General features: G+C 70.8%; 18 protein-coding genes and 1 riboswitch. Of the genes, 6 read left to right on the forward strand and 12 right to left on the reverse strand.

Annotation, left to right across the window (positions count from 1 at the left end; translation table 11 throughout):
* Positions 1-6: 6 nt before the first annotated feature.
* The 9 genes from ACFY5C_RS04170 to ACFY5C_RS04210 all read right to left on the reverse strand — a co-directional run bounded on the left by ACFY5C_RS04170 (position 7) and on the right by ACFY5C_RS04210 (position 11,885).
* The gene (locus tag ACFY5C_RS04170) at positions 7-1,311 is read right to left on the reverse strand and encodes a M20/M25/M40 family metallo-hydrolase (protein ID WP_389440119.1); all 1,305 of its coding nucleotides are present in this window, start codon (positions 1,309-1,311) and stop codon (positions 7-9) included.
* Complete coding sequence (locus tag ACFY5C_RS04175; protein ID WP_389440121.1) at positions 1,304-2,137, reverse strand: M55 family metallopeptidase; 834 nt, start codon at positions 2,135-2,137, stop codon at positions 1,304-1,306. The genes ACFY5C_RS04170 and ACFY5C_RS04175 overlap by 8 nt, the downstream gene beginning before the upstream one ends.
* A 65-nt stretch (positions 2,138-2,202) precedes the next feature.
* The gene (locus ACFY5C_RS04180; protein ID WP_389440123.1) at positions 2,203-2,955 is read right to left on the reverse strand and encodes an anti-sigma factor domain-containing protein; all 753 of its coding nucleotides are present in this window, start codon (positions 2,953-2,955) and stop codon (positions 2,203-2,205) included.
* Positions 2,955-3,539, reverse strand: a complete 585-nt coding sequence (gene sigK / locus ACFY5C_RS04185; RefSeq protein ID WP_389440125.1) for an ECF RNA polymerase sigma factor SigK — start codon at positions 3,537-3,539, stop codon at positions 2,955-2,957. Before sigK ends, ACFY5C_RS04180 begins: the two co-directional genes overlap by 1 nt.
* 59 nt (positions 3,540-3,598) lie before the next feature.
* The gene (gene sbnA, locus ACFY5C_RS04190; RefSeq protein ID WP_389440127.1) at positions 3,599-4,636 is read right to left on the reverse strand and encodes a 2,3-diaminopropionate biosynthesis protein SbnA; all 1,038 of its coding nucleotides are present in this window, start codon (positions 4,634-4,636) and stop codon (positions 3,599-3,601) included.
* 43 nt (positions 4,637-4,679) lie between these two features.
* On the reverse strand, positions 4,680-5,750 hold the full coding sequence (sbnB, locus tag ACFY5C_RS04195) for a 2,3-diaminopropionate biosynthesis protein SbnB (protein WP_389440129.1): 1,071 nt from the start codon (positions 5,748-5,750) through the stop codon (positions 4,680-4,682).
* Positions 5,747-6,751, reverse strand: coding sequence for a TauD/TfdA family dioxygenase (locus ACFY5C_RS04200; protein WP_389440131.1), 1,005 nt, complete (start codon positions 6,749-6,751; stop codon positions 5,747-5,749). The genes sbnB and ACFY5C_RS04200 overlap by 4 nt, the downstream gene beginning before the upstream one ends.
* Positions 6,752-6,774: 23 nt before the next feature.
* Positions 6,775-9,366, reverse strand: coding sequence for an amino acid adenylation domain-containing protein (locus tag ACFY5C_RS04205; protein WP_389440133.1), 2,592 nt, complete (start codon positions 9,364-9,366; stop codon positions 6,775-6,777).
* A complete protein-coding gene (locus ACFY5C_RS04210) occupies positions 9,363-11,885 on the reverse strand; it encodes a Pls/PosA family non-ribosomal peptide synthetase (RefSeq protein ID WP_389440135.1) in 2,523 nt (840 codons plus the stop codon). Before ACFY5C_RS04210 ends, ACFY5C_RS04205 begins: the two co-directional genes overlap by 4 nt.
* Positions 11,886-12,072: 187 nt before the next feature.
* A riboswitch (cobalamin riboswitch) is annotated at positions 12,073-12,259 on the forward strand.
* A gap of 29 nt (positions 12,260-12,288) precedes the next feature.
* On the opposite strand from ACFY5C_RS04210, the gene ACFY5C_RS04215 reads away from it, so the two are divergent.
* The 6 genes from ACFY5C_RS04215 (at position 12,289) to ACFY5C_RS04240 (ending at position 16,999) form a co-directional block, all read left to right on the forward strand.
* Positions 12,289-12,990, forward strand: coding sequence for an energy-coupling factor ABC transporter permease (locus tag ACFY5C_RS04215; protein WP_389440137.1), 702 nt, complete (start codon positions 12,289-12,291; stop codon positions 12,988-12,990).
* Positions 12,987-13,367, forward strand: coding sequence for an energy-coupling factor ABC transporter substrate-binding protein (locus ACFY5C_RS04220; protein ID WP_389440139.1), 381 nt, complete (start codon positions 12,987-12,989; stop codon positions 13,365-13,367). The genes ACFY5C_RS04215 and ACFY5C_RS04220 overlap by 4 nt, the downstream gene beginning before the upstream one ends.
* Before the next feature lie 6 nt (positions 13,368-13,373).
* Positions 13,374-14,123, forward strand: a complete 750-nt coding sequence (gene cbiQ, locus ACFY5C_RS04225; protein ID WP_389440141.1) for a cobalt ECF transporter T component CbiQ — start codon at positions 13,374-13,376, stop codon at positions 14,121-14,123.
* Positions 14,120-14,962 carry an ATP-binding cassette domain-containing protein gene (locus tag ACFY5C_RS04230; RefSeq protein WP_389440143.1) on the forward strand — a complete coding sequence of 281 codons (843 nt, stop codon included), beginning with the start codon at positions 14,120-14,122 and terminating at the stop codon, positions 14,960-14,962. The genes cbiQ and ACFY5C_RS04230 overlap by 4 nt, the downstream gene beginning before the upstream one ends.
* Positions 14,963-15,065: 103 nt before the next feature.
* On the forward strand, positions 15,066-16,580 hold the full coding sequence (locus tag ACFY5C_RS04235; protein WP_389440145.1) for an APC family permease: 1,515 nt from the start codon (positions 15,066-15,068) through the stop codon (positions 16,578-16,580).
* Positions 16,581-16,582: 2 nt separating this feature from the next.
* Positions 16,583-16,999 (forward strand): universal stress protein, encoded by a 417-nt coding sequence (locus tag ACFY5C_RS04240; protein WP_389440147.1) that lies wholly within the window; start codon positions 16,583-16,585, stop codon positions 16,997-16,999.
* Positions 17,000-17,091: 92 nt separating this feature from the next.
* Here ACFY5C_RS04240 and ACFY5C_RS04245 read toward each other — a convergent pair whose 3' ends face one another.
* The 3 genes from ACFY5C_RS04245 to ACFY5C_RS04255 all read right to left on the reverse strand — a co-directional run bounded on the left by ACFY5C_RS04245 (position 17,092) and on the right by ACFY5C_RS04255 (position 20,224).
* Entirely contained in the window at positions 17,092-18,885 is a 1,794-nt protein-coding gene (locus tag ACFY5C_RS04245; protein WP_389440149.1) for an FAD-binding dehydrogenase, read from the reverse strand.
* A 125-nt stretch (positions 18,886-19,010) separates the two neighbouring features.
* A complete protein-coding gene (locus ACFY5C_RS04250; RefSeq protein ID WP_389440151.1) occupies positions 19,011-19,343 on the reverse strand; it encodes a hypothetical protein in 333 nt (110 codons plus the stop codon).
* 155 nt (positions 19,344-19,498) lie between these two features.
* Entirely contained in the window at positions 19,499-20,224 is a 726-nt protein-coding gene (locus ACFY5C_RS04255) for a class I SAM-dependent methyltransferase (protein WP_389440153.1), read from the reverse strand.
* Positions 20,225-20,367: the final 143 nt, after the last annotated feature.

The following is a 20,367-nucleotide window of genomic DNA, read 5'->3' on the forward strand; positions in this document are numbered from 1 at the left end:
TCTGGCCTAGGCCGTCCGCAGGAAGCGGTCGAGAACGCGGACGCCGAAGTGCAGCGCCCCGACCGGCACGCGCTCGTCGACGCCGTGGAACATGGCTCCGTAGTCGTACCCGTCCGGCAGCCTCAGCGGCGAGAAGCCGTAGCCGGTGATGCCGAGCCGTGAGAACTGCTTGGCGTCGGTGCCGCCGGGCATGCAGTACGGGACCGTGTGGCCCTCGGGCGCGAACTCCTCGACGGCGGCGCGCATTCTGGCGTATGTCGGCGAGTCCACGGGTGACTGCAGAGCCACCTCCTGATGGTGGAACTCCCACTCCACGTCGGGCCCGGTGAGATCGTCCACGGTCGCGCGGAACTCGTCCTCGAAGCCGGGCAGATACCGCCCGTCGATATAGGCCACGGCCTCCCCCGGGATCACGTTGAGCTTGTAACCCGCCTGCAGCATGGTCGGGTTGGCGCTGTTGCGGACGGTCGCCTCGACGAGCTGGGCCGCCGGGCCGAGCTTCTCCAGCAGGCCGTCCACGTCGTCCAGGTCGGCGTCGAGGCCGTACAGCGCCGCGAGTTCGGTCAGGGCGGCGCGTACGGTCGGGGTCAGCCGCAACGGCCACTCGTGGCCGCCGATCCGGGTGACGGCGGCGGCGAGGCGGCTCACCGCGTTCTCCCGGTTCGGCCGGGAGCCGTGCGCGGCCCGCCCGCGTGCCGTCAGCTTGATCCAGCCGGTGCCGCGCTCCCCCGCCCCGAGCGGGTAGATCTGCCGGCCGCTGCCGTCGTGGAAGGTGAACGCGCCGGACTCGCCGATGCCCTCGGTGCAGCCCTCGAACAGCTCCGCGTGCCGGTCCGCGAGAAATCCGGAGCCGTCCTCGGCGCTCGCCTCCTCGTCGGCGGTGAACGCGATCACGATGTCCCGCCGGGGGCGTACGCCCTCACGGGCCCAGCCCCGGACCACGGCCAGGATCATCGCGTCCATGTTCTTCATGTCGACCGCGCCCCGGCCCCACACGACGCCGTCGCGGATCTCCCCGGAGAAGGGGTGCACGCTCCACTCGTCGGCCTGAGCGGGCACCACGTCCAGATGACCGTGGACGAGCAGCGCGTCCGCCGACGGGTCGGTGCCCTCGACGCGGGCGACGACGTTCGTACGTCCCCTGGTGCGCTCCAGCAGAGTGGGCGCCAGGCACGCCTCGGCCAGCTGCGCGGCGGCGTACTCGGCGGCGGGGCGCTCCTGGCAGTCGCCGCCGCCGCGATTGGTCGTGTCGATGCGGATGAGGTCGGAGGTGAACGTCACGACCTCGTCCAGTGCCTGCCCGTCAGCCATACTGCTCCTCCACCGCGGCCGAGACGATCGTGGTGACCGCCTTGAAGGTACGGATTCCCTCGTACATGCGCTCGCTGGTGTACGCCACCTTGCGCTCACCCATCCGTTCGACACCGGGGACGACGGTGGCGGCCATCGCGAGGTGCTCGGCGTCGAACTCGACCGCGACGGTGAACGGACCGTTGCTCACCGGCTCCTGACGGACCGCCAGTGCGGCCGCCTCCTTGGCCGCGGCGCGGATGTCGCCCGCGGTCCTGGTAGGCGTACGGCACACGGCCGCGTACCGCGAGACGTGGTCCTTGACGGCGACCTTCAGTGCTCCCGGCGCGTACCCGAGCGCGTCCTCGCAGGCCACGTCGTCGCCGGTGACGAGCACGACGGGCACGCCGTACTCGGCGACGACGTGCGCGTTCAGCAACCCCTCGCTCGCCCGTACGTCGTTCAGCCACACCCCGGTGATGGAGTTCGCCAGGTAGGTGTGCGCGAGGACGCCCTCCATGCCGGCGCCCGCGTGGTAGCCGACGAAGGCGATGCCGTCCACGTCGCCGTGCTGCACGCCCTCGACCATGGACAGCGTCTTGTGCCGCCCGGTGAGCATCTCCGAGCGCGCGTCGAGCTGTTCGAGCAGCAGGTTGCGCATGGTCCAGTGGGCCTCGTTGATGACGACGGCGTCGGCACCCCCGTCGAAGAATCCCAGCACGGCGGCGTTGACGTCCGAGGTGAACATTCCCCGGCACCGCTCCCACTGAGGCGTCCCCGGCAGCACGTCGGCCGGCCAGGTCACGCCGGTGGCGCCCTCCATGTCGGCGCTGATGAGGATTCTCATGCTGCTTCACGTTACGCGTCGGCGAGGCAACTTCCTACGAGACAGCAGGACGCCGGCCCACACGATCAGGACGTGGGCAAGGGCCAGGTGGCGATCGGGTCGCTGGTGGGGTGGGAGGAGCCTGCGCTCGGCTCGACGGTGACGGCGAGTGCGGCGGCGGCACCGGGCGGGGGAAGGGACGCGGACTGCAGGCCGGCCTTGGCGGCGAGGAGCCCGGCGGAGCGGACTGCGTCCCCGGGGTCGACGTACCACATCTGGTAGGTCTTGTCCGCGGGCAGGGGGGCCAGGTCCTGGCAGAAGTAGACGGCCTCGTCCAGGTCCCGCGAAACCGCCAGGGTGCCGGATCCGCCGTAGGCCAGGTCCTTCTTGACGAAGATGGTGTCGGGAGCCGCGAGGAGCCGGCCGAGGTCGGCGGCCTGGCTGCGGGCCTCCTGACGGGCATCCCGCGCCTCCTGGTGCTGCCAGGCCGCCAGACCGCCGAGCGCGGCGGCCGCGGCGAGGCTCGCGGCCAGTGCGAGATGCAGCAGGGGTGGCATCGATCGCCGGGTGCGCCGCCCATTCGTCCGGCCGGGAGGCGTCGGTGGGAACTGGGGGGTCCGGGCCGCCTCGGCGAGGACGCGTTCCTTCAGACGCGGCGGCGGGGTCCGGGCCGCCGCGAGCGCGAGCCAGCCCGCGGCCTCCTGCTGACGGAGCGTCTCGTGCGCGCAGTCGGGGCAGTCGGCGACATGGCGACGGAAGGCCTCCCGTTCCTCCCGGGTGAGGGCGTTCACCGCGTAGGCACCCGCGAGGTCGTGTGCATCGTGCGAGTCGGCTGTCATCACGGCGGAGCTCCCAGGCAGTGCCGCAGACGGGTCAGAGCCCTGCGCAGACGGCTCTTGACGGTGCCGAGCGGCAGGGACAGCCTCGATGCGATCTCGGTATGGGTCAGGCCCTCGTAGTAGGCGAGCACCACCGGCTGCCGCAGCTCGGCGCTGAGCTCCTTCAGGCACGAGCGGACCTGTTCGCTCTCTCCGAGCGCCTCCACCGCGTCCACGACGTCGTCGAAGGCAGGCGTCGACTCGTGCTGGGAGACGGCGCGCTCACGCTCGGCGGACCTTCGCAGTGCGCGGACGCTGTCCACGGCCCGGTGGTGAGCGATGGTCAGCATCCAGGTCATGGCGTGCCCGCTCTCGGGCCGGTAGCGGGGGGCCCTCTGCCAGACCTCGAGCATGACCTCCTGGGTGACCTCCTCGGCGCGCGCGGGGTCCCGCAGGACCCGGCACGCGATTCCGTAGATCGGTCCGGCGGCCGCGTCGTACAACTGGGAGAAGGCGTCCTGACTGCCCGCAGCGACGGAGACCAACAGGCGATCGGTCTCGGATGTACCGATGCGCCGGGCCCCGGACGCCTCCCGCTTGGCCACACCCTCTCCCACCTGTGTATCTGCCCCGCTCCACCATGCCGGGTTCACCCACCCTCTCCCTAAGTGTCCGAGTCCCGGCCGTCGTCCGCATCCCGCAGCGGCGCGGGGCCGGCGACCCGCGAACCGGCGGCGACCCGGCCGCCGGGACGGAGCACGTCGTCGCCGTAGAGGGCCTGGACCCAGTTGGCCTGGTAGACGGTCTCGAGATAGCGCTCACCCAGGTCCGGGGCGATGGCCACCGCGGTCAGACCGGCCGGGTCGTGCCCGGCCAGCCAGCGCGTCGCACCGCTGACGACGGTGCCGGTGGAGCCACCGAAGAGGAAGCCACGTCTGGCCAGGCGGTGGCAGGCGCGGATGGTGTCCGCCTCCTCGACGTGGATCGCCTCGTCGACGTAGGACTCGTCGAGCAGGGGCGGACTGACGCTCATGCCCAGGCCGGGAAGCATGCGGCGGCCCGGGGTACCGCCGAAGGTCACCGAGCCGGCGCTGTCCACCGCCACGATGCGGACGGGCCGGTGCCACTGCCGGAAGAACCGTGCGCAGCCCATCAGCGTCCCGGTGGTGCCTGCCCCGACGAACAGCACGTCCAGTCCGGGGAACGAGCGGGCGATCGCCGGTGCCGTCCTGCGGTAGTGCGCTCTCCAGTTGCCCGGGTTGGTGTACTGGCTGAGCCACACGTACCGGTCGTCCAGGGCGGACAGCGCGCGAACGTAGTCGAGCCGCGCCTGCAGGAAGCCGCCGTCGGCGCTCGGCTCGGTGATCACGTGCACCTGGGCGCCCAGGGCCTCCATCACCAGCCTGGTCGACAGGTTGCAGCGGGAGTCCGTCACGCACAGGAACCGGTGGCCCTTGCTCGCCGCGATCATGCTGAGTGCCACGCCCATGTTGCCCGACGAGGACTCCAGCAGGACCGACCGCGGGGTCAGGACCCCCGCCTGTTCGGCGGCCTCCACCATCTCGGTGGCGGGCTTCAGCTTGATCGAGCCGGCGAAGTTGAACCCTTCGCACTTCAGGAAGAGCCTGTGCCCCAGTATCGGCTGGAGGTCGACGTAGAGATCCTCCTCGTTGAAGGTGTAGGGGGCGGATATGACTGACACGATGGCCTCCGCGGATTGAAGAGCGACCGGGCGCGGACGGTGTTCACCCGTACCGGCTCAGCTCATGGAAGAAGCCGTCGACGACGTGCAGCTCGCCGGAGCCGGCGACCTCGTCGTAGACGTACTTGCCGACTGCCAGATCGAGCACCCCGAGGCCGAAGGGCGAGAACACCACCGTCCGGTCCGCCGACGGCGATATGTGTCCGGCCATCACGTCCGCCAGCGTCCCCGTCACGAAGTCGCGGTTGCCCGTGAGCTGTTCGGCCAGGTGAACGGAGGTGTCCGCCCTCAGACAGTGCTCGACGTCGTCGACGACGTTGTCCGAGGCGAGCACGACCTCCGGGGCCAGGTCGCGCAGTGACACGTGCAGCACCAGCGGACGGTGTGCGAACCACGACGGATCGTGGACGTGCGGCCGGGCGGCGACCGTGGCGAACACGACCAGGTCGCTCCGGCGTATCAGCTGCTCGGCGCTGTCGTGCAGGACGATCCAGCCGGCGGCGCCGGACTGCTCCAGGTAGCAGCGGAACCCGGCGGCGCTGTCGGCGGACACGTCGTGCACGCCGATGGTGTCGAACGACCAGCCGGTACCGGCCAGGAAGGTGTGGATGTAGCGGGCGATGAGGCCCGTCCCGACGAACCCGACGCGCGTCGGGCGCCCTCGGCCACGGCTGAGTCGGTCCGCGGCCAGCACCGCCGACGCGGCCGTCCTCGTGGCGCTGATGATCGAGGCTTCCATGCAGGCGAACGGGTAGCCGGTGTGGCGGTCGTTCAGGATGAGCACCGCGGAGGCTCTCGGGATGCCGGCCGCGACGTTCTGCGGAAAGCTGGAGATCCACTTCAGGCCGTCCACCCCTGCCTCCCCGCCGATCGAGGCGGGCAGGGCGATGATCCGGGACGACGGGCGGTCGGGGAAGCGCAGGAAATGGGACGGCGGGTTCACCGAATCACCGGCGTCGTGCAGCCGGTAGGTTTCCTCGACCACCTCCACGATCTGCTTCTCGCGCCCTCGCAGCGCTTGCTGGACCTGGCCGCCCGAAACGATCGCGAACGGCGGCACGGCGACCGGCCCGGACGGTGCGGGCTCCCAGGTGCCGGAACGGGTGGTGGTCATCGGGTGATCACCTCCACGGTCGGTGAGCAGTCGGCCAGGCGCACCGCGTCCGCCATCGCGACGAGCACCTCGCGCGGCCCCTCGTAGGGCTCCCTGCTGTGGGCGGTGCGGACGTTGTCGACGAGCATCAGGTCACCGGCCTGCCACGGCTCGCGCACGGTGTGCGACTGATAGACCTCGTTCAGCAGCTGCACGGTGTCCTCGCCGATCGGTGCGCCGTCCCCGTAGCGGGTGTTGAACGGCAGCCCGTCGGCGCCGTAGACGTCGACCAGGTACTCACGGATCTCGGGGGCCAGGGTCCACTCGTTGAGGAACGCGATCTGGTTGAACCAGCAGCGCCGGCCGGTGACCGGGTGCCGCACCACGGCGCTGCGGCGCTGCCGGGTCCGCAGTCCGCCGTCGGGTTGCCACTCGAAGTCGATCGCGGCCGCGCGGCAGTAGCTCTCGACCGCACCGCGGTCCTCACTGCCGAAGGCATCGGTCAGGGAGGCCCCGATCTCCTCGTTGTAGTTGCGGGTGAGCAGCCAGCCCTGCCTCAGGAACCGCTCGACGAGATCGGTGGGCAGCGCGCCCAGCACGGTCGGTGCGTCGGCCAGCGCGGTCGCCCCGCCGGCGTCGGGGGCGCTGAGGCAGGCGAACAGCATCAGACCGGGGAACTCCAGGGTGTAACTGAGTTCATGGTGCATGCACATCGGCTGGTGCGGCGGCCACTTCGACGAGGAGTACACGCCGTCGGCGTAGGTCCGCCGGGATGCGAAAGCCTCCTTCTCGGTCATCAGAGCGGCCGCCAGCCGCCGGAAGACGGCGGCGGTCTCGGTCTGGCCGCCCGGTCCGAGGCCACGGACCAGGACCGAACCGTGCTCGGCGACGACGGCGCGCACCGCGTCCCGGTGCTCGGCGGCCCAACTCGCCGCGTCACCGGATGAGTCGGCGCGCAGGATCGGGGGCTTGCCGGGCTGAAGGTCGACGTCGAGCATCGGCACAGGGGGCGAGGTCGGCATCTCGGTCTCCTTTCGGTCGTGGTTCAGGAGGAAGCCGGTGGTGCGGGGCCGGCTCCGGCCGCGGAGGCCGTCTGCGCGGCGGCTCGGGGGCCGCCGTTGACGACGCGGGCCAGGTCGGCCAGGACCGGGTGGCGCGTGATGTCCTTGATGTCCACCGCACGGTCGAGGGCGATCGCGAGCCGCACCGCCGCGAGGGAGGTGCCGCCGCGGTCGAAGAAGTGGTCGTGCCGGCGGATCGTGTGCTCCGGTATGCCGAGCACCTGAGCCCACACGGCGGCGAGCCGCCGTTCGGTCGGCGTGCGTGGGGTGTCGCGGCCCTCCTGAGCCATGTCGAGCCCGGTGCCGCCGGATCCGAGGTCCGGCAGCACGGCGCCGGCCTGCGCGGCGAGCGCGGTCAGCGCTTTCCTGTCGACCTTGCCGTTGGCGGTCACGGGCAGGCTCTTCCGCCAGTGGAACTCCGACGGAACCATGTACTCGGGCAGCGACCGGCCCAGCCGGTCCCTGAGGTCGGCGTCCTCCAGTGGGCCGTCTCCGCGGTAGAAGGCCACCAGGCGCCCGCCCCGGCCGGCCCCCTCGACGGCCACCACCGCACCGTCGCGGACCCCGGGAGCCCGCAGCAGGGCGCTCTCGACCTCGCCGATCTCGATCCGGAAGCCGCGGATCTTGACCTGGGTGTCCTGGCGGCCGAGGAACTCCAGCTTGCCCCCGGGCACCCAGCGGCCGCGGTCCCCGCCCCGGTAGAGCCGTCGGCCCGCGTGGTGCGGATCCGCCAGGAAGGCCTGCCGGGTGCGCTCGGGGTCGTTGACGTAGCCGCGGCCGACGCAGACCCCGGAGAAGACGATCGCCCCGGGGGCGCCGAGCGGCACCGGTGACAGGTGCTCGTCCACGACGTGGACGTGCACGTTGCTGATGGGCGAGCCGAGCGAGATGCGTCCGTTGGCGGGCGCCCGGTCCATCACCTCGTGGTTGGTGTCGTCCGATGTCTCGGTCAGCCCGTAGGCGTTGACCAGCCTGATGCCGGGCTGGGCGGCGAACCAGCGCTGTACGAGCTCCCATTTCAGCGCCTCGCCGGTGACCGACACGTATCGCAGGTCCGGCAGCGCGCACGGGTGCCGCTCCAGGTAGGCCACGACCGCGTCGAGGTACGACGGCACGACCTGGAGGACGCCGACCCCGCCGCGGGCGATCGTGTCGACGAACCGCGGGACGTCCAGGATCGCGTCCTGTTCGACGAGCAGGGTCCGTCCGCCGACCAGCAGCGCGGAAGCCAGTTGCCACAGCGAGATGTCGAAGCACTGGGGCGCGGTCTGGGCGACCACCTGCCCCTCGCCGATCTCCAGGTCGTCGATCTTGGCGTAGAGGTGGTTGAGCATGCCCGCGTGCTCGCACATGGCTCCCTTGGGCTCGCCGGTGGAGCCGGACGTGAAGTAGATGTAGGCGAGTTGGTCCGGTGCGACGCCGACACCGACGTCGGAGTCGGCGTGGTCCTCCGCGTAGGCGGCGTCGACGGACAGCGCCCGGACCGCGGGCAGCGCGTCGAGGGCCCCGTCGAGCATGGCGGTGCTGCCCGGCTCGGTCAGCACGAGCCGGCACCCGGCCCGCGTGAGCATGGTCGTGATGCGGTCGGCCGGGAAGTGCGGCTCGACGGGCAGGTACACCCCGCCGCCCTTGAGGACCGCCAGGACGGCGGCAGCCCAGTCCAGGTTGCGCTCGGTCACCACCGCGACGACGCCTTCGCGGCCCAGTCCCCGGGCCAGCAGGGCCCGCGCCAGACGGTTGGCCCGTGCGTTGAGTTCCCGGTAGGTCCACCGCTGGTCGCCGTGTGCGGCCGCTATGGCGTCCGGGTGTGCCCTGACGCGTTGTTCGAACAGCTCGTGGAAGCGGTGATCAGGCAGCTCACGGCGGGGTCCTGCGAGTCCTTCGAGCTGGAAGCGGAGCTCGTCGGCGGAGAGCAGGCTCTGCCGGTCGTGTGCGGCGTCGGGATCGGCGGCCATCGCTGTGAGGGCGGTGAGGTGGTAGCCGGCGATCCTGGCGGCGCAGTCGGCATCGATCGCGTCGGTCCGGTACCGCAGCCGCAGCCCGCGCCGTTCACCGGCGCGCGGTGTCTCCAGCCGCAGCACGGCGTTCTCGGCGAGTTCGCCGCCGTCGCCGATCGGATCGAACTCGGCCTCGCTGGACGGTCCGGGCAGGCCCGACTCACGCCGGAGCCGGTCGACGGGGAAGTCCTTGTGCAGCAGCAAATCCGACTCGGCCCGGTGAGTGCGGAGTACCAGCGTCCGCCACGAGCCGGGGCCGACGGTCAGTCGGCAGGGCAGCGGCCGCCCGCCCGGTACGGCGACGTAACCGGTCGTGACCTCGTGTTCGCCGGACAGAGCTGCGAGCACCTTGGCGTGCGCGGCCAGCAGCACCGAGCGCAGGGGCACAGCCAGATCGCCCGCCAGGCGGCTCAGCGCGTCCGTCAGCTCCCTGGGAAGCGTCGCCTCGTGCTGGGACACACCGGTCACCGGATCGACGGTCCACCGCGGGACCGTGGCGCCCCCGCCGACGGCGAGCACGCCCCGCCAGAACGCCCCGCCGGCCTGCGCGGTCGTTGTCGTCGATGCCGGGGATGTCATGGGGCCGACCTCACCTCGTCGTCGCTGTACGAGCGGATCGGCCGTGCCGGATTGCCGCCCCACCAGGCCTCCTGCGGGACCGTCTCGCCCTTCATCAGGAAGGAGTCCGGGGCGAGCACCGCACCGTCGCCCACCGTCACGCCGTAGTGGACGAAAGCGCCGACCCCGAGGGTGCATCCGGAGCCGACCGTGCTCCGGTCGGACTTGAAGGCGCCGTCCTCCTGCGAGTGGCACTGGACCACGCTGCCCTGATTGAGCGTGCAGCCGTCCCCGATGGCGGCCATGGCCCGTTCCGTCAGATGGCAGCCGTCGTCGAAGACCATGCGGCCGAGCCGCACCCCGAGCAGTCGCCAGACGGCGTTCTTGAACGGGGTGCCGTTGAGCATCCTCACGTACGTCTCCGACGGCACCTTCCAGTAGCGCTCGTGCTGCCAGAAGTCCGGGGTGTAGATCGAGCAGAACAGGGGCCTGAGGGGGCGGACCGCTGTCACGACGCGTTCGACCAGCACGAAGTACGTGATGGTGAACAGCACGACAACGACATCGGCCAGCATGATCCCGGACACGCCGAGCGGCCCGTACATCTCCGCGGCCGCCGTGACGAGCAGGATGATTGCGAAGGCAAATATCCAGCGCGACAGCAGGTACCACGCCATCGTGGCGACGTTGTGCCTGTTCTTTGCGGCAAGGCCGTGCCGCAGCTCCTCATGGCCCTTGAGCCGGTCGAACGTGCTGTCCCGCAGGACCGAACGCGGAATCTCGAAGCTGGGCGAGCCCAGCAGCCCGACACCCTCGCGGACCTCCCCGTCGACCGGCACCATCACCTTCGTCGCGAGCAGGCAGTTGTCGCCGGTCCTGCCCCGCGTGGGGTACGCGATCCGGTTCCCGAGGAAGTTGCGCGGCCCGATCGACACCCGGGACACCCGGAACGCCGTACTGGAGAAGTCGGCGTTCATCATCGACAGGCCGTCGGCGACCATCGTCCCGCGCCCGACAGAGCTCAGATACGGCGTCTCGTGCTTCATCTCCGTGCCGAAGTTCGACCCGGTCTGCTGGACGCGGGAGAGGTCGTACCCGAGGCCCCGCAGGTAGTGGACGATGGCGGAGCTGTCACCGAACAGGCGCTTGAGGAACTTCCAGTTGGTCAGGAGCGTGATCGTCCGGTGCACCTCGAAGTGGAAGCCGTACAGACGGTAGGTCCTGCCCGGCGTGATGGTCAGGCTGAGCAGGCGGGGAAGGGCGGTCAGGACGAGGAGACCGGCGGGCACGGCGCCGAAGACGAGCACGAAGGACATCGCCAGGGCCTCGAGGTAGAAAGTCCAGTCGGCGAAGACCGCGGGCCCCGGCTCCAGTGCCGTGCTGAGCTGCGGGACCTCGACGAGCAGTGCGGCGACGCCGCCGACCGCCAGGGGTATGTACACGACCAGCGCGAGCAGCAGCTGCAGAGCACTGTGGGTCGCTCTGCGCACCGCGCCGCAGCGGACCTGCCCCACCACCTGGTAGTCCACGTCGGCCCGCTGCGCCGGTGACCCGTGCCAGTGCTCGCCGTCGGGCACCGCCTGTCCACGGTGCAGCGAGGAGGCGTGGCCGAGCTGTGCCCCGTCACCGAGCGCTGTGTCGATGTCGAGGACCGTGGCCTCGCTGACCAGCACGTTCCTGCCGAGGGTGACCGGGCCGGTCTGGATCAGCCCGGCGTGCGCCCGATAGCAGGAGAAGAACGAGTCCTTGCGGACGACCGCACCGTCACCGATGGAGAGCAGATCGGTGCACACGGGCACGTTCCGGGAGAGGACCACGGCCCCCCGTCCGACCTTCGCGCCCAGCGCCCTGAGGTAGAGCAGGTAGAGCGGGGAACCGCTGAACAGCACCATCGGATCCGCCCGCACCAGCGTCTTGACGATCCAGAAGCGGACGTACCTGACGCTCCAGACGGGGATGTGCTGAGGCTTCCACCGGCCTACGAGGGTCCACTTCACGAGTACGGGCAGGACACAGAGGGCCAAGAAGGCCGCACCCCCGAACAGGACCGAGCGCAGATACACATCGACCACGCCCGATCCGGCGGAAATCCACCCGTAGCCCAGGGCGGTGCCGAAGGCGAGGAGGTAGGCGTACGCCAGGAAGGCGAGGAACTGGAGCGCACCGCAGAGAACGTACTGCCGCATGCCCGCCGCGGACCGGCCCGGCGCCGAAGCCGGGGCCGGTGACTCCCGTGCGGGAGCCGCGGCCGCGGGTTCCGTCCGCGACATCGGCTCGGCATCCGCGAGCGCCGTCGCCAGGCTCCTGATCGTCGGGTGCCGATAGACGTCCCTCATCGACACCGACGGCAGATCCGCACGCTTCCTGACTCGTGCACAGAAGTGCGCCATCACCAGCGAGTCGGCGCCCAGGTCGTCGAAGAAGTGACCGTCGACCGGCACCTGCTCGCTCCGCACGACCTCGGCCAGCACCGCGGCGAGGGTCCTCTCGATGGCGGCCGGTTCATCGCACCCGTCCAGCAGGGCCGTGGATTCCTCCATGCACTTGATTCGGCGCCGCAACGCGGACAGATCGCCATATTCAAAACTTCTTATGACTGATCCGCATTCGATTACCCAGGGTGTACATGTTGTTGCGGAGTCGGCGGCCCGCCCAACTCGGCCGTGGGGCGCGCGAACGCCCCTTTCACGCCCCCGAGGCGCGCTTGTCAGCCACCCTGTGCGGGCACTACTGTCACCACGCCTTGGTGAACGGGAAATCCGGTGTGATGCCGGTGCGGCCCTCGCCACTGTGAATCGGGAAGTCCGGCTCCGGCCCTCACGGGCAGCCACTGGGTCCTTCGGGACCCGGGAAGGCGGAGCACGGGCGGTGGTACCCGTCAGCCAGGAGACCGGCCAAGGCGCGTCAACCATCCACGAGGTGCTGGAGAGGGTCTGCTGAGCCATGCACATAGCCGAGGGTTTCCTCCCGCCGGCGCACGCGGTCGCCTGGGGCGTCGCGTCCGCTCCGTTCGTCGTCCACGGAGTCCGTTCGCTCACCCGTGAGGTCAGGGAGCACCCCGAGAGCACGCTGCTCCTCGGCGCCTCCGGAGCCTTCACGTTCGTCCTGTCCGCGCTGAAGCTGCCCTCGGTCACCGGCAGCTGCTCGCATCCCACCGGCACCGGGCTGGGCGCCATTCTGTTCCGGCCGCCGATCATGGCGGTCCTGGGCACCATCACGCTGCTCTTCCAGGCGCTGCTGCTCGCGCACGGCGGCCTGACCACGCTCGGTGCCAACGTCTTCTCCATGGCGATCGTCGGCCCCTGGGCCGGATACGCGATCTACAAACTGCTGCGCCGCTACGACGTGCCGCTGATGGTGGCGGTGTTCTTCGGGGCGTTCGTCGCCGACCTCTCCACCTACTGCGTCACCAGCGTCCAGCTGGCGCTGGCGTTCCCCGACCCGAGCAGCGGATTCCTGGGCGCGCTCGGCAAGTTCGGCTCCATCTTCGCCGTCACCCAGATCCCCCTCGCGGTGAGCGAGGGACTGCTCACGGTGCTCGTGATGCGGCTGCTGGTGCAGTCCAGCAAGGGCGAGCTGACCCGGCTGGGCGTGCTCCTCACCAAGAGGCAGTCCCGGACCGAGACCGAGGCGGTGGCCCGATGAGCAAGAACACGAAGATCAACGTCCTGCTGCTGCTCGTCGTGGCCGCGCTCGCGGTCCTGCCGCTCGCTTTCGGCCTCGGCGATCACAAGGAGGAGCCCTTCACGGGCGCCGACGCCGAGGCGGAGACCGCGATCACCGAGATCAAGCCGGACTACGAACCCTGGTTCTCACCGCTGTACGAGCCGCCGTCCGGTGAGATCGAGTCGGCGCTGTTCGCCCTCCAGGCCGCCCTCGGCGCCGGCGTCCTCGCCTACTACTTCGGCGTGCACCGGGGCAGGCGCCAGGGCGAGCAGCGGGCGCTGGAGCGGGCACGGGACACCGGGGGCGCGGCCTGCGGCACCGCGGCCGCCGAGGAGTCCACGGCCGAAAGGGCCTGATCACTCGTGCTGCCGATCGACGCGGCGGCGCACAGCAGTCGCTGGCGCCGCCGCCACCCGGTGGACAAGGCCGTCCTCGGGCTCGGTCTCACCGTGCTCGCGATCTCGCTGCCGCCCTGGCCGGGCGCGGCCCTGGTGCTCCTGACGTCCCTCGTGGTGCTGCTGGGACCCGCGGGCGTGCCGGGCCGGCGGCTGTGGCGTGCCTATCGCGTGCCGCTGGGCTTCTGCGTGACCGGCGCGGTCACCCTGCTCGTCCAGGTGGGCGGGCCGCAGGGCTTCGTGTCCCTCGCCCACGACGGGCCGCTGCTGGCGGGGGAACTGCTGCTGCGCACCTCGGCGGCCTCGCTCGGGGTGCTGCTGTTCGCCTTCACCACGCCCATGTCCGACCTGCTGCCCCGCCTGGTGAAGGCGGGGGTGCCCGCGCCTGTCGTGGACGTCGCCCTGGTGACGTACCGCATGAGCTTCCTGCTCCTGGACTCGGTGCGCCGTATCCGGGAAGCCCAGGCCGCCCGGCTGGGGCACATGAGCCGGGCCGCGGAGTGGCGTTCCCTGGCCGGGCTCGGCGCGACCGCCTTCGTGCGGGCCTTCGACCGGGCCACCCGGCTCCAGGCCGGGCTCGCCGGGCGCGGCTACGACGGCACCCTGCGTGTCCTGGTGCCCGAGGCCCGCGTGTCCGTCCGCTTCACGGCCGCGAGTTGCGCCCTCCTCGCAGCGCTGGCCACCCTCACCCTCGTACTGGAGAAGGCCCTGCCATGAGCGAGCCCACCGCCCTGGTCGCCCTGCGGGGCGCGTCCTACGCCTACGAGGACGGCCCCGTCGTGCTCAGCGGCCTCGACTTCGATGTGCGCGAGGGGCGCGCGCTGGCGCTGCTGGGCCGCAACGGCAGCGGCAAGACCACGCTGATGCGGCTGCTCAGCGGTGGACTCAGGCCGCACGACGGCCGGTTGACGGTGCAGGGCACTCGGGTCACGTACGACCGCAAGGGGCTGACCCGGCTGCGCACGACCGTCCAGCTGGTGGTGCAGGACCCGGACGACCAGCTCTTCGCCGCGTCCGTCGCCCAGGACGTCTCCTTCGGCCCACTGAACCTCGGCCTGCCCGACCCCGAGGTGCGCGTGCGGGTCGACGAGGCGCTCGCCGCCCTGGACATCGGCGCGCTGGCCGACCGGCCCACGCATCTGCTGTCGTACGGGCAGCGCAAGCGCACGGCCATCGCCGGCGCGGTGGCGATGCGGCCCCGCGTGCTGATCCTGGACGAGCCGACCGCCGGGCTCGACCCGGACGGCCAGGAACGCCTGCTCGCCACGCTCGACGGACTGCGCTCGAACGGGACCACGGTGGTCATGGCCACCCACGACGTCGACCTCGCCCTGCGCTGGGCCGACGACGCGGCGCTCCTCACCCCGTCCGGGGCACGCACCGGGCCGGCACCGGTCATGCTGGCCCGCACAGACCTCCTCCAGCAGGCCGGTCTGCGGCTGCCGTGGGGCGTCGCGGCCACCCGACTTCTGCGGTCACAGGGGTTGTTGAGTGACACGTCGGCAGGCCCGCGCACCCCGGACGATCTGGCGGCGCTCGTCCCGGCGCCGGAGTAGCGGCAGTCCCGGCACGACATATATGCCCACCAAGGGCATCAATGTCTTGAATGTTTCTCAACTCCCTGTTGTATAGGTCCACGTACAACGGGAGTGAGGGAACATGGCCGACGACATCGCGGACGCGGGCCCGCCGCAGTCCGCGGGCTTGAAGCCCAACGCGATCGGGTTCGTCGACGCCCTCGTCATCGGGCTCAACGCCACCTCCCCCGCGTACTCGGTGGCGGCGGTCATCGGCCCGATCGTGGCACTGGTGGGGATCTACGCCCCCGGCGTGATGCTGGCGTCGTTCGTGCCCATGCTGCTGATCGCCTCGGCGTTCTACTACCTCAACAAGGTCGACCAGGACTGCGGGACCACCTTCTCCTGGGTCACCCGGGCCATGGGGCCCTGGGCCGGGTGGCTCGGCGGCTGGGCCATCGCGATGACGGGCGTCCTGGTCGTGGGGTCGCTGGCGGACGTCGCCGTGACCTTCGCGCTGCTCGCCTTCGGCCTCGACAGCTGGACCGAGAACGACGCTCTGCGCCGGGTGCTCACGGTGCTGCTCATCCTGGTGATGACGGCCATCTGCGTCATCGGCACCGAGGTGTCGGCCAAGGTGCAGAACGTCCTGATCCTCGCCCAGGTCGTCTGCCTGCTCGTCTTCGCCGTGGTCGCGCTGTACCGGGTCTACGCCGACACGGGCACGCTCGGCTCCACCGATCCGGCCTTCAACTGGCTCGATCCCTTCGGAGCCGGCGGAGCGTCACTGACCGGGGCCCTGCTGCTGGGGGTGTTCATCTACTGGGGCTGGGAGTCGGCCGTCAACCTCACCGAGGAGGTCGAGGACTCGGCCACCGCTCCCGGCAAGGCGGCCGTCTGGTCGACGGTCATCCTGCTGGTGACCTATGTGGCGGTGGGTTTCGCGGTGGTCGCCTACGCCGGAACTGCCTACCTGGCCGAGAACGCGGCGGAGGAGGAGTTCATCTTCGCGCTGCTCGCCGGGGAGGCCATGGGCGACTGGGACTGGGTGGTGCTGCTCGCGGTCTCGACATCCGCCCTGGCATCGACCCAGACGACGATCATCCCGGCGTCCCGCACGGCCCTGTCCATGGCCCGCCGCCACGCGCTGCCGACGCATTTCGCACGGATCAGTCCGCGCTTCCGCACCCCGGACGTGAGCACGTGGTGGGTCGCCGGGATCGCCATCGCCTGGTACCTGGTCGTCAGCGAGATCAGTTCCAACGCGCTGTTCGACTCGCTCACCGCGCTGTCGCTGCTGATCGCGTTCTACTACGCGCTGACCGGCCTCGCCTGCGCGGTCTACTACCGCCGCCAGCTGACCAGAAGCGTCCACAACTTCTTGCTCATCGGCCTCGGCCCGCTCGTCGGTGCCGGGCTGCTGGCATGGCTGCTGGTGGAGTCGATCATGGACATGTCCGACCCCGCCAACTCCTACAGCGGCGACTCGTGGTTCGGGCTCGGTCCTCCGCTCGTCATCGGCATCGGCATCACCGCCACGGGTGTGGTCATCATGCTCATCCGGCGGCTGCTCGCTCCCGCGTTCTGGTCGGAACGCCCCGGCGTGGTCGATCCCGCCCTCGTCGACGGCGAGGAGCCGGGGAGTAAGGAGTCCTGAAGATGTCAGTCGTCCTCGGCTATGACGAGTCCCCCGGCGCCCTGCGCGCACTGCACGTCGCGATCGAGATGTCGGCCGCGTTCGGCGAACCCCTCGTGCTGGTCTACGGGGCCGCGGCCCCGGGCGCGATGGGCGACGAGTACACCGCCCACCACGAGGCCGTCCGCGAGGCCGGCAACCTCGCCCTCGCCCACGCGCTCCAGGTGGCGGAAGAGGCCGGCGTGCGGACCACGGTCGAACTCATCGACCAGAAGCCCGCACCGGCACTGATCGACGCCGCGGCCCGCCACGCGGCGAGGCTCATCGTGGTCGGCACCTGGGGCGAGAGCCCGGTTCGCGGCGCGCTGCTGGGCTCGACCCCGCACAAGCTCCTGCACCTCTCCAGCGTCCCGGTCCTCTGCGTGCCGACCGAGTCCTGAGCCGCTCGGGTGCCCGAGCCCGCTCGCGTGACCCAACCCCTCGGGCTCCGAGCCGGTTCAGGTGACCCAACCCGCCCGGGTTCCGAGCCGGTTCAGGTAGCCGTCGCCGCTGCCGCCGCCCGGCCCGCGCTGCGGCCCGAGAACAGGCAGCCCCCGAGGAAGGTTCCCTCCAGGGAGCGGTAGCCGTGCACGCCGCCTCCGCCGAAGCCGGCGACCTCGCCGGCCGCGTACAGACCGGAGATCGGGGTTCCGGAGGCGTCCAGGACGCGGCCGGAGAGGTCGGTCTGGAGGCCGCCGAGGGTCTTACGGGTGAGGATGTTGAGGCGCACGGCGATGAGGGGGCCGGCGCTGGTGTCCAGGATCTTGTGGGCGGACGCGGTCCGGCTGAGCGTGTCTCCCGGGTAGGCGAGCGCGTTGCGGATGCCCATGACCTGGACGTCCTTGGTGTAGGGGTTGTCGATCTCGCGGTCGCGGGCCTCGATCTGCCGCTTGAGGTCCGCGAGGTCGATGAGGTTGTCGCCGGTCAGCTTGTTCATGCCCGTGACGAGTTCGGGCAGGGTCTTGGCGACGACGAAGTCCTCCCCCTTCTCCTTGAACCGCTCGATCGGCTCCGGGGTCTGCCAGATGCGGGACAGCAGCATCCAGATGTTCTTCTCCGTCAGGTCCGGGTTCTGCTCGGAGCCGGAGAGCGCGAACTCCTTCGCGATGATCTTCTGGGTGGTGACGAACCAGGAGTAGTCGTAGCCGCTGTCACTGATCGACTTGAGGGTGTGCAGGGTGTCGTAGCCCGGCATGTCAGGGCTGGAGAAGCGCTTGCCCTCGGCGTCGAACCACATGGAGGACGGGCCGGGCAGGATACGGATGCCGTGGCCGGGCCAGATCGGGCCGTAGTTCTTCAGGCCCTCGGTGTAGTGCCACATCCGGTCGGGGTTGACGATCCGTCCGCCCGCCTTCTCGGTGATCGCCAGCATCCGGCCGTCCACGTGCGCGGGCACTCCGGTGATCATGGACTTGGGCGGAGTGCCGAGCCGGGCGGGCCAGTTCTTGCGCACCAGGTCGTGGTTGGCGCCGATGCCGCCGGAGGTGACGATCACGACAGGGGCGTTGAGCTCGAAGTCGCCGACAGCGGTACGGGAGCTGGGCTTGCCGCGCCCGGCGTTGCTCGGCTCCAGGACGGCGCCGCGTACGCCGGTGACGGCACCGCCCGTGACGATCAACTCGTCGACTCTGTGACGGAACTTGAAGGTTACGAGGCCGTTCTCCACGGCCGCGCGGACCTTCTTCTCGAACGGCTCGACCACGGCCGGCCCGGTGCCCCACGTGACGTGGAAGCGCGGTACCGAGTTGCCGTGCCCGTCCGCGAGGCCGCCGCCGCGCTCGGCCCAGCCGACGATCGGGAACCACTGCATGCCGAGCCCTGCCAGCCAGGACCGCTTCTCCTCGGAGGCGAAGTCCACATACGCCTCGGCCCACTTGTAGGCCCAGTGGTCCTGGCCCGACGGATCGGAGATCCGCCGGTCGAAGCCGGCCGTGCCCAGCCAGTCCTGCCAGGCCAGCTCGTGTGAGTCCTTGATGCCCATCAGCCGCTGCTCGGCGGAGTCGACGAGGAACAGTCCGCCGAAGGACCAGAACGCCTGCCCACCGAGACTGGCCTCCGGCTCCTGGTCCAGGAGCAGCACCTTGCGTCCCGCCGCCGCCAGTTCGGCCGTGGCGGCCAGCCCGGCGAGGCCGTGGCCGACCACGATGGCGTCCGCGTCCGAGGAGCCGACCGAGGCCGCGAAGGCCGGGAACGTCGCCTGCGCGAGGGCGGCACCGGCGAGTACCCCGCCGGCGACGGTCAGGGCGCGGCGGCGCGTGATCGCGGCAGGGGTTGACGAGTTCTCCATGGGCTGCCTTCCGGGGAGATGCGCAAGGGGCGGGAGACACACGAGAGACCGCTGCGAGAGCGGGTGTTACCGACGGTAGCCCAGGGGGTGTCGAAGTCGCCAGATGCTGCAACCGTGAACTTTTCTCACGTTTTCACGTCCCTGAGCGCCGAGGGCGTGGTGGCCGTGTGGTCCGTGGTCAAGGGCGCGACGCAGGAGGCATGGTCCGTGGTCGAGAGCGCGACGCAGAAGGCGTGATCCGTGGTCGAGAGCGCGACGCAGAAGGCGTGATCCGTCACCGCGAAGGCCACGCAGGACGCCCACTGCTCCCGCGCCGAGTTCCCCAACCCGGTGGGCACGACCCGCACTTCACGATGATCCTCACGCGAGTACACCGACTGCTTCGCGGCCAGGTGCGTCATCGCGACCGCCTCGACCGCGGGCGGCAGCCTCGCCTCCACCGGCGTGACAGCGCTCATTGTCGCCGCGCTCGCGGCCGCGCTGCTCGCCGCCGACTAAGACGGCGTATCGCAAGGGCCGTAAGGCCGTCTGACGATGTGGCGGGCGGGGACGTCGCGCCCCGTCTGACGATGCGGCGGGCGGGGCCGTCGTGCCCCGCCCGCCAGCACAGCCGTCACACCGTCCGGCCCGCCACCACCCACTTCGACGGCAGCTCGATCCGCGCGCCGTCGGGCCCGTACTCCGTGGTGATCAGCGGCAGTTCGCCGCTCGCTAGGACGCTGAGTCCGGCCGCGCGCAGATACTCGGGCACGGCGGCGTCGGCGACCTCGCCGGGGGCGATGCCGTGCCGGAAGATCGGTGCGAGCTTGGGCGGCGGTCCCGACGGGCTCTGCGCGAGGCCCATGAGGACCGGCTTCGCGGACTCGGAGAGCTCGACGAGGAAGGCCCGGCCGCGCTCGCCGACCAGCGTGGCGATCCCGTTCACCATCAGCTGCCGGTCGTCGGGCTCGGCCTGATGCAGCACGCCCCGCATGTAGATGTTGGCGTCACCGAGTTCGGCGTGCAGCGTCTCGGCCTCGGCCTTCTCCACCGCGTCGAACAGCCGGTACGTCGCCTGCCCGGCGGGGTCGGCCAGCCGGGCGTGGTCCAGAGCGGCGGCGGACAGCTCTACGCCGACGACACGCGGGAAGCGCTCGGCGAGGAAACGTGTCTGAGTGCCGTTGCCGCAGCCCAGGTCCACCATCGGCAGGCCCGGATCGGTCAGGTGCGCCTCGAAGAGGGCCACGTGGCGGCCGGCGGTCAGGGCAGGCTCGGCGTCCCAGAACACCGCACCCGGTTCATCGCTCGCTTCACGCCAGAAGCCCTCCCAGGCCTGACGGTATCGACTCGTCACGCTCATCTGCCCAACTCCCCAGGTTGCGACGCCGACCCGTCGTCAAGTGACGGGCGAGTACGGTCTATCGCGGCCTGGTGACGGCTACAAGCGCGTGGCGCATTCCTTCACTCCGCATTCGAGACTCGTGCGCCGTCGTACGCCGTTCA

The sequence above is a fragment of the Streptomyces sp. NPDC012935 genome, assembly GCF_042900345.1.
GTDB lineage: Bacteria > Actinomycetota > Actinomycetes > Streptomycetales > Streptomycetaceae > Streptomyces.

Bases quoted from the DNA above. Each gene is read 5' to 3' on its own strand.
- ACFY5C_RS04170 (WP_389440119.1), bottom strand. From the start codon at position 1,311: ATGGCTGACGGGCAGGCACTGGACGAGGTCGTGACGTTCACCTCCGAC.
- ACFY5C_RS04175 (WP_389440121.1), bottom strand. From the start codon at position 2,137: ATGAGAATCCTCATCAGCGCCGACATGGAGGGCGCCACCGGCGTGACC.
- ACFY5C_RS04180 (WP_389440123.1), bottom strand. From the start codon at position 2,955: ATGACAGCCGACTCGCACGATGCACACGACCTCGCGGGTGCCTACGCG.
- sbnB (WP_389440129.1), bottom strand. From the start codon at position 5,750: ATGACCACCACCCGTTCCGGCACCTGGGAGCCCGCACCGTCCGGGCCG.
- ACFY5C_RS04200 (WP_389440131.1), bottom strand. From the start codon at position 6,751: ATGCCGACCTCGCCCCCTGTGCCGATGCTCGACGTCGACCTTCAGCCC.
- ACFY5C_RS04205 (WP_389440133.1), bottom strand. From the start codon at position 9,366: ATGACATCCCCGGCATCGACGACAACGACCGCGCAGGCCGGCGGGGCG.
- ACFY5C_RS04210 (WP_389440135.1), bottom strand. From the start codon at position 11,885: ATGGAGGAATCCACGGCCCTGCTGGACGGGTGCGATGAACCGGCCGCC.
- ACFY5C_RS04215 (WP_389440137.1), top strand. From the start codon at position 12,289: ATGCACATAGCCGAGGGTTTCCTCCCGCCGGCGCACGCGGTCGCCTGG.
- ACFY5C_RS04220 (WP_389440139.1), top strand. From the start codon at position 12,987: ATGAGCAAGAACACGAAGATCAACGTCCTGCTGCTGCTCGTCGTGGCC.
- ACFY5C_RS04230 (WP_389440143.1), top strand. From the start codon at position 14,120: ATGAGCGAGCCCACCGCCCTGGTCGCCCTGCGGGGCGCGTCCTACGCC.
- ACFY5C_RS04235 (WP_389440145.1), top strand. From the start codon at position 15,066: ATGGCCGACGACATCGCGGACGCGGGCCCGCCGCAGTCCGCGGGCTTG.
- ACFY5C_RS04240 (WP_389440147.1), top strand. From the start codon at position 16,583: ATGTCAGTCGTCCTCGGCTATGACGAGTCCCCCGGCGCCCTGCGCGCA.
- ACFY5C_RS04245 (WP_389440149.1), bottom strand. From the start codon at position 18,885: ATGGAGAACTCGTCAACCCCTGCCGCGATCACGCGCCGCCGCGCCCTG.
- ACFY5C_RS04250 (WP_389440151.1), bottom strand. From the start codon at position 19,343: ATGAGCGCTGTCACGCCGGTGGAGGCGAGGCTGCCGCCCGCGGTCGAG.
- ACFY5C_RS04255 (WP_389440153.1), bottom strand. From the start codon at position 20,224: ATGAGCGTGACGAGTCGATACCGTCAGGCCTGGGAGGGCTTCTGGCGT.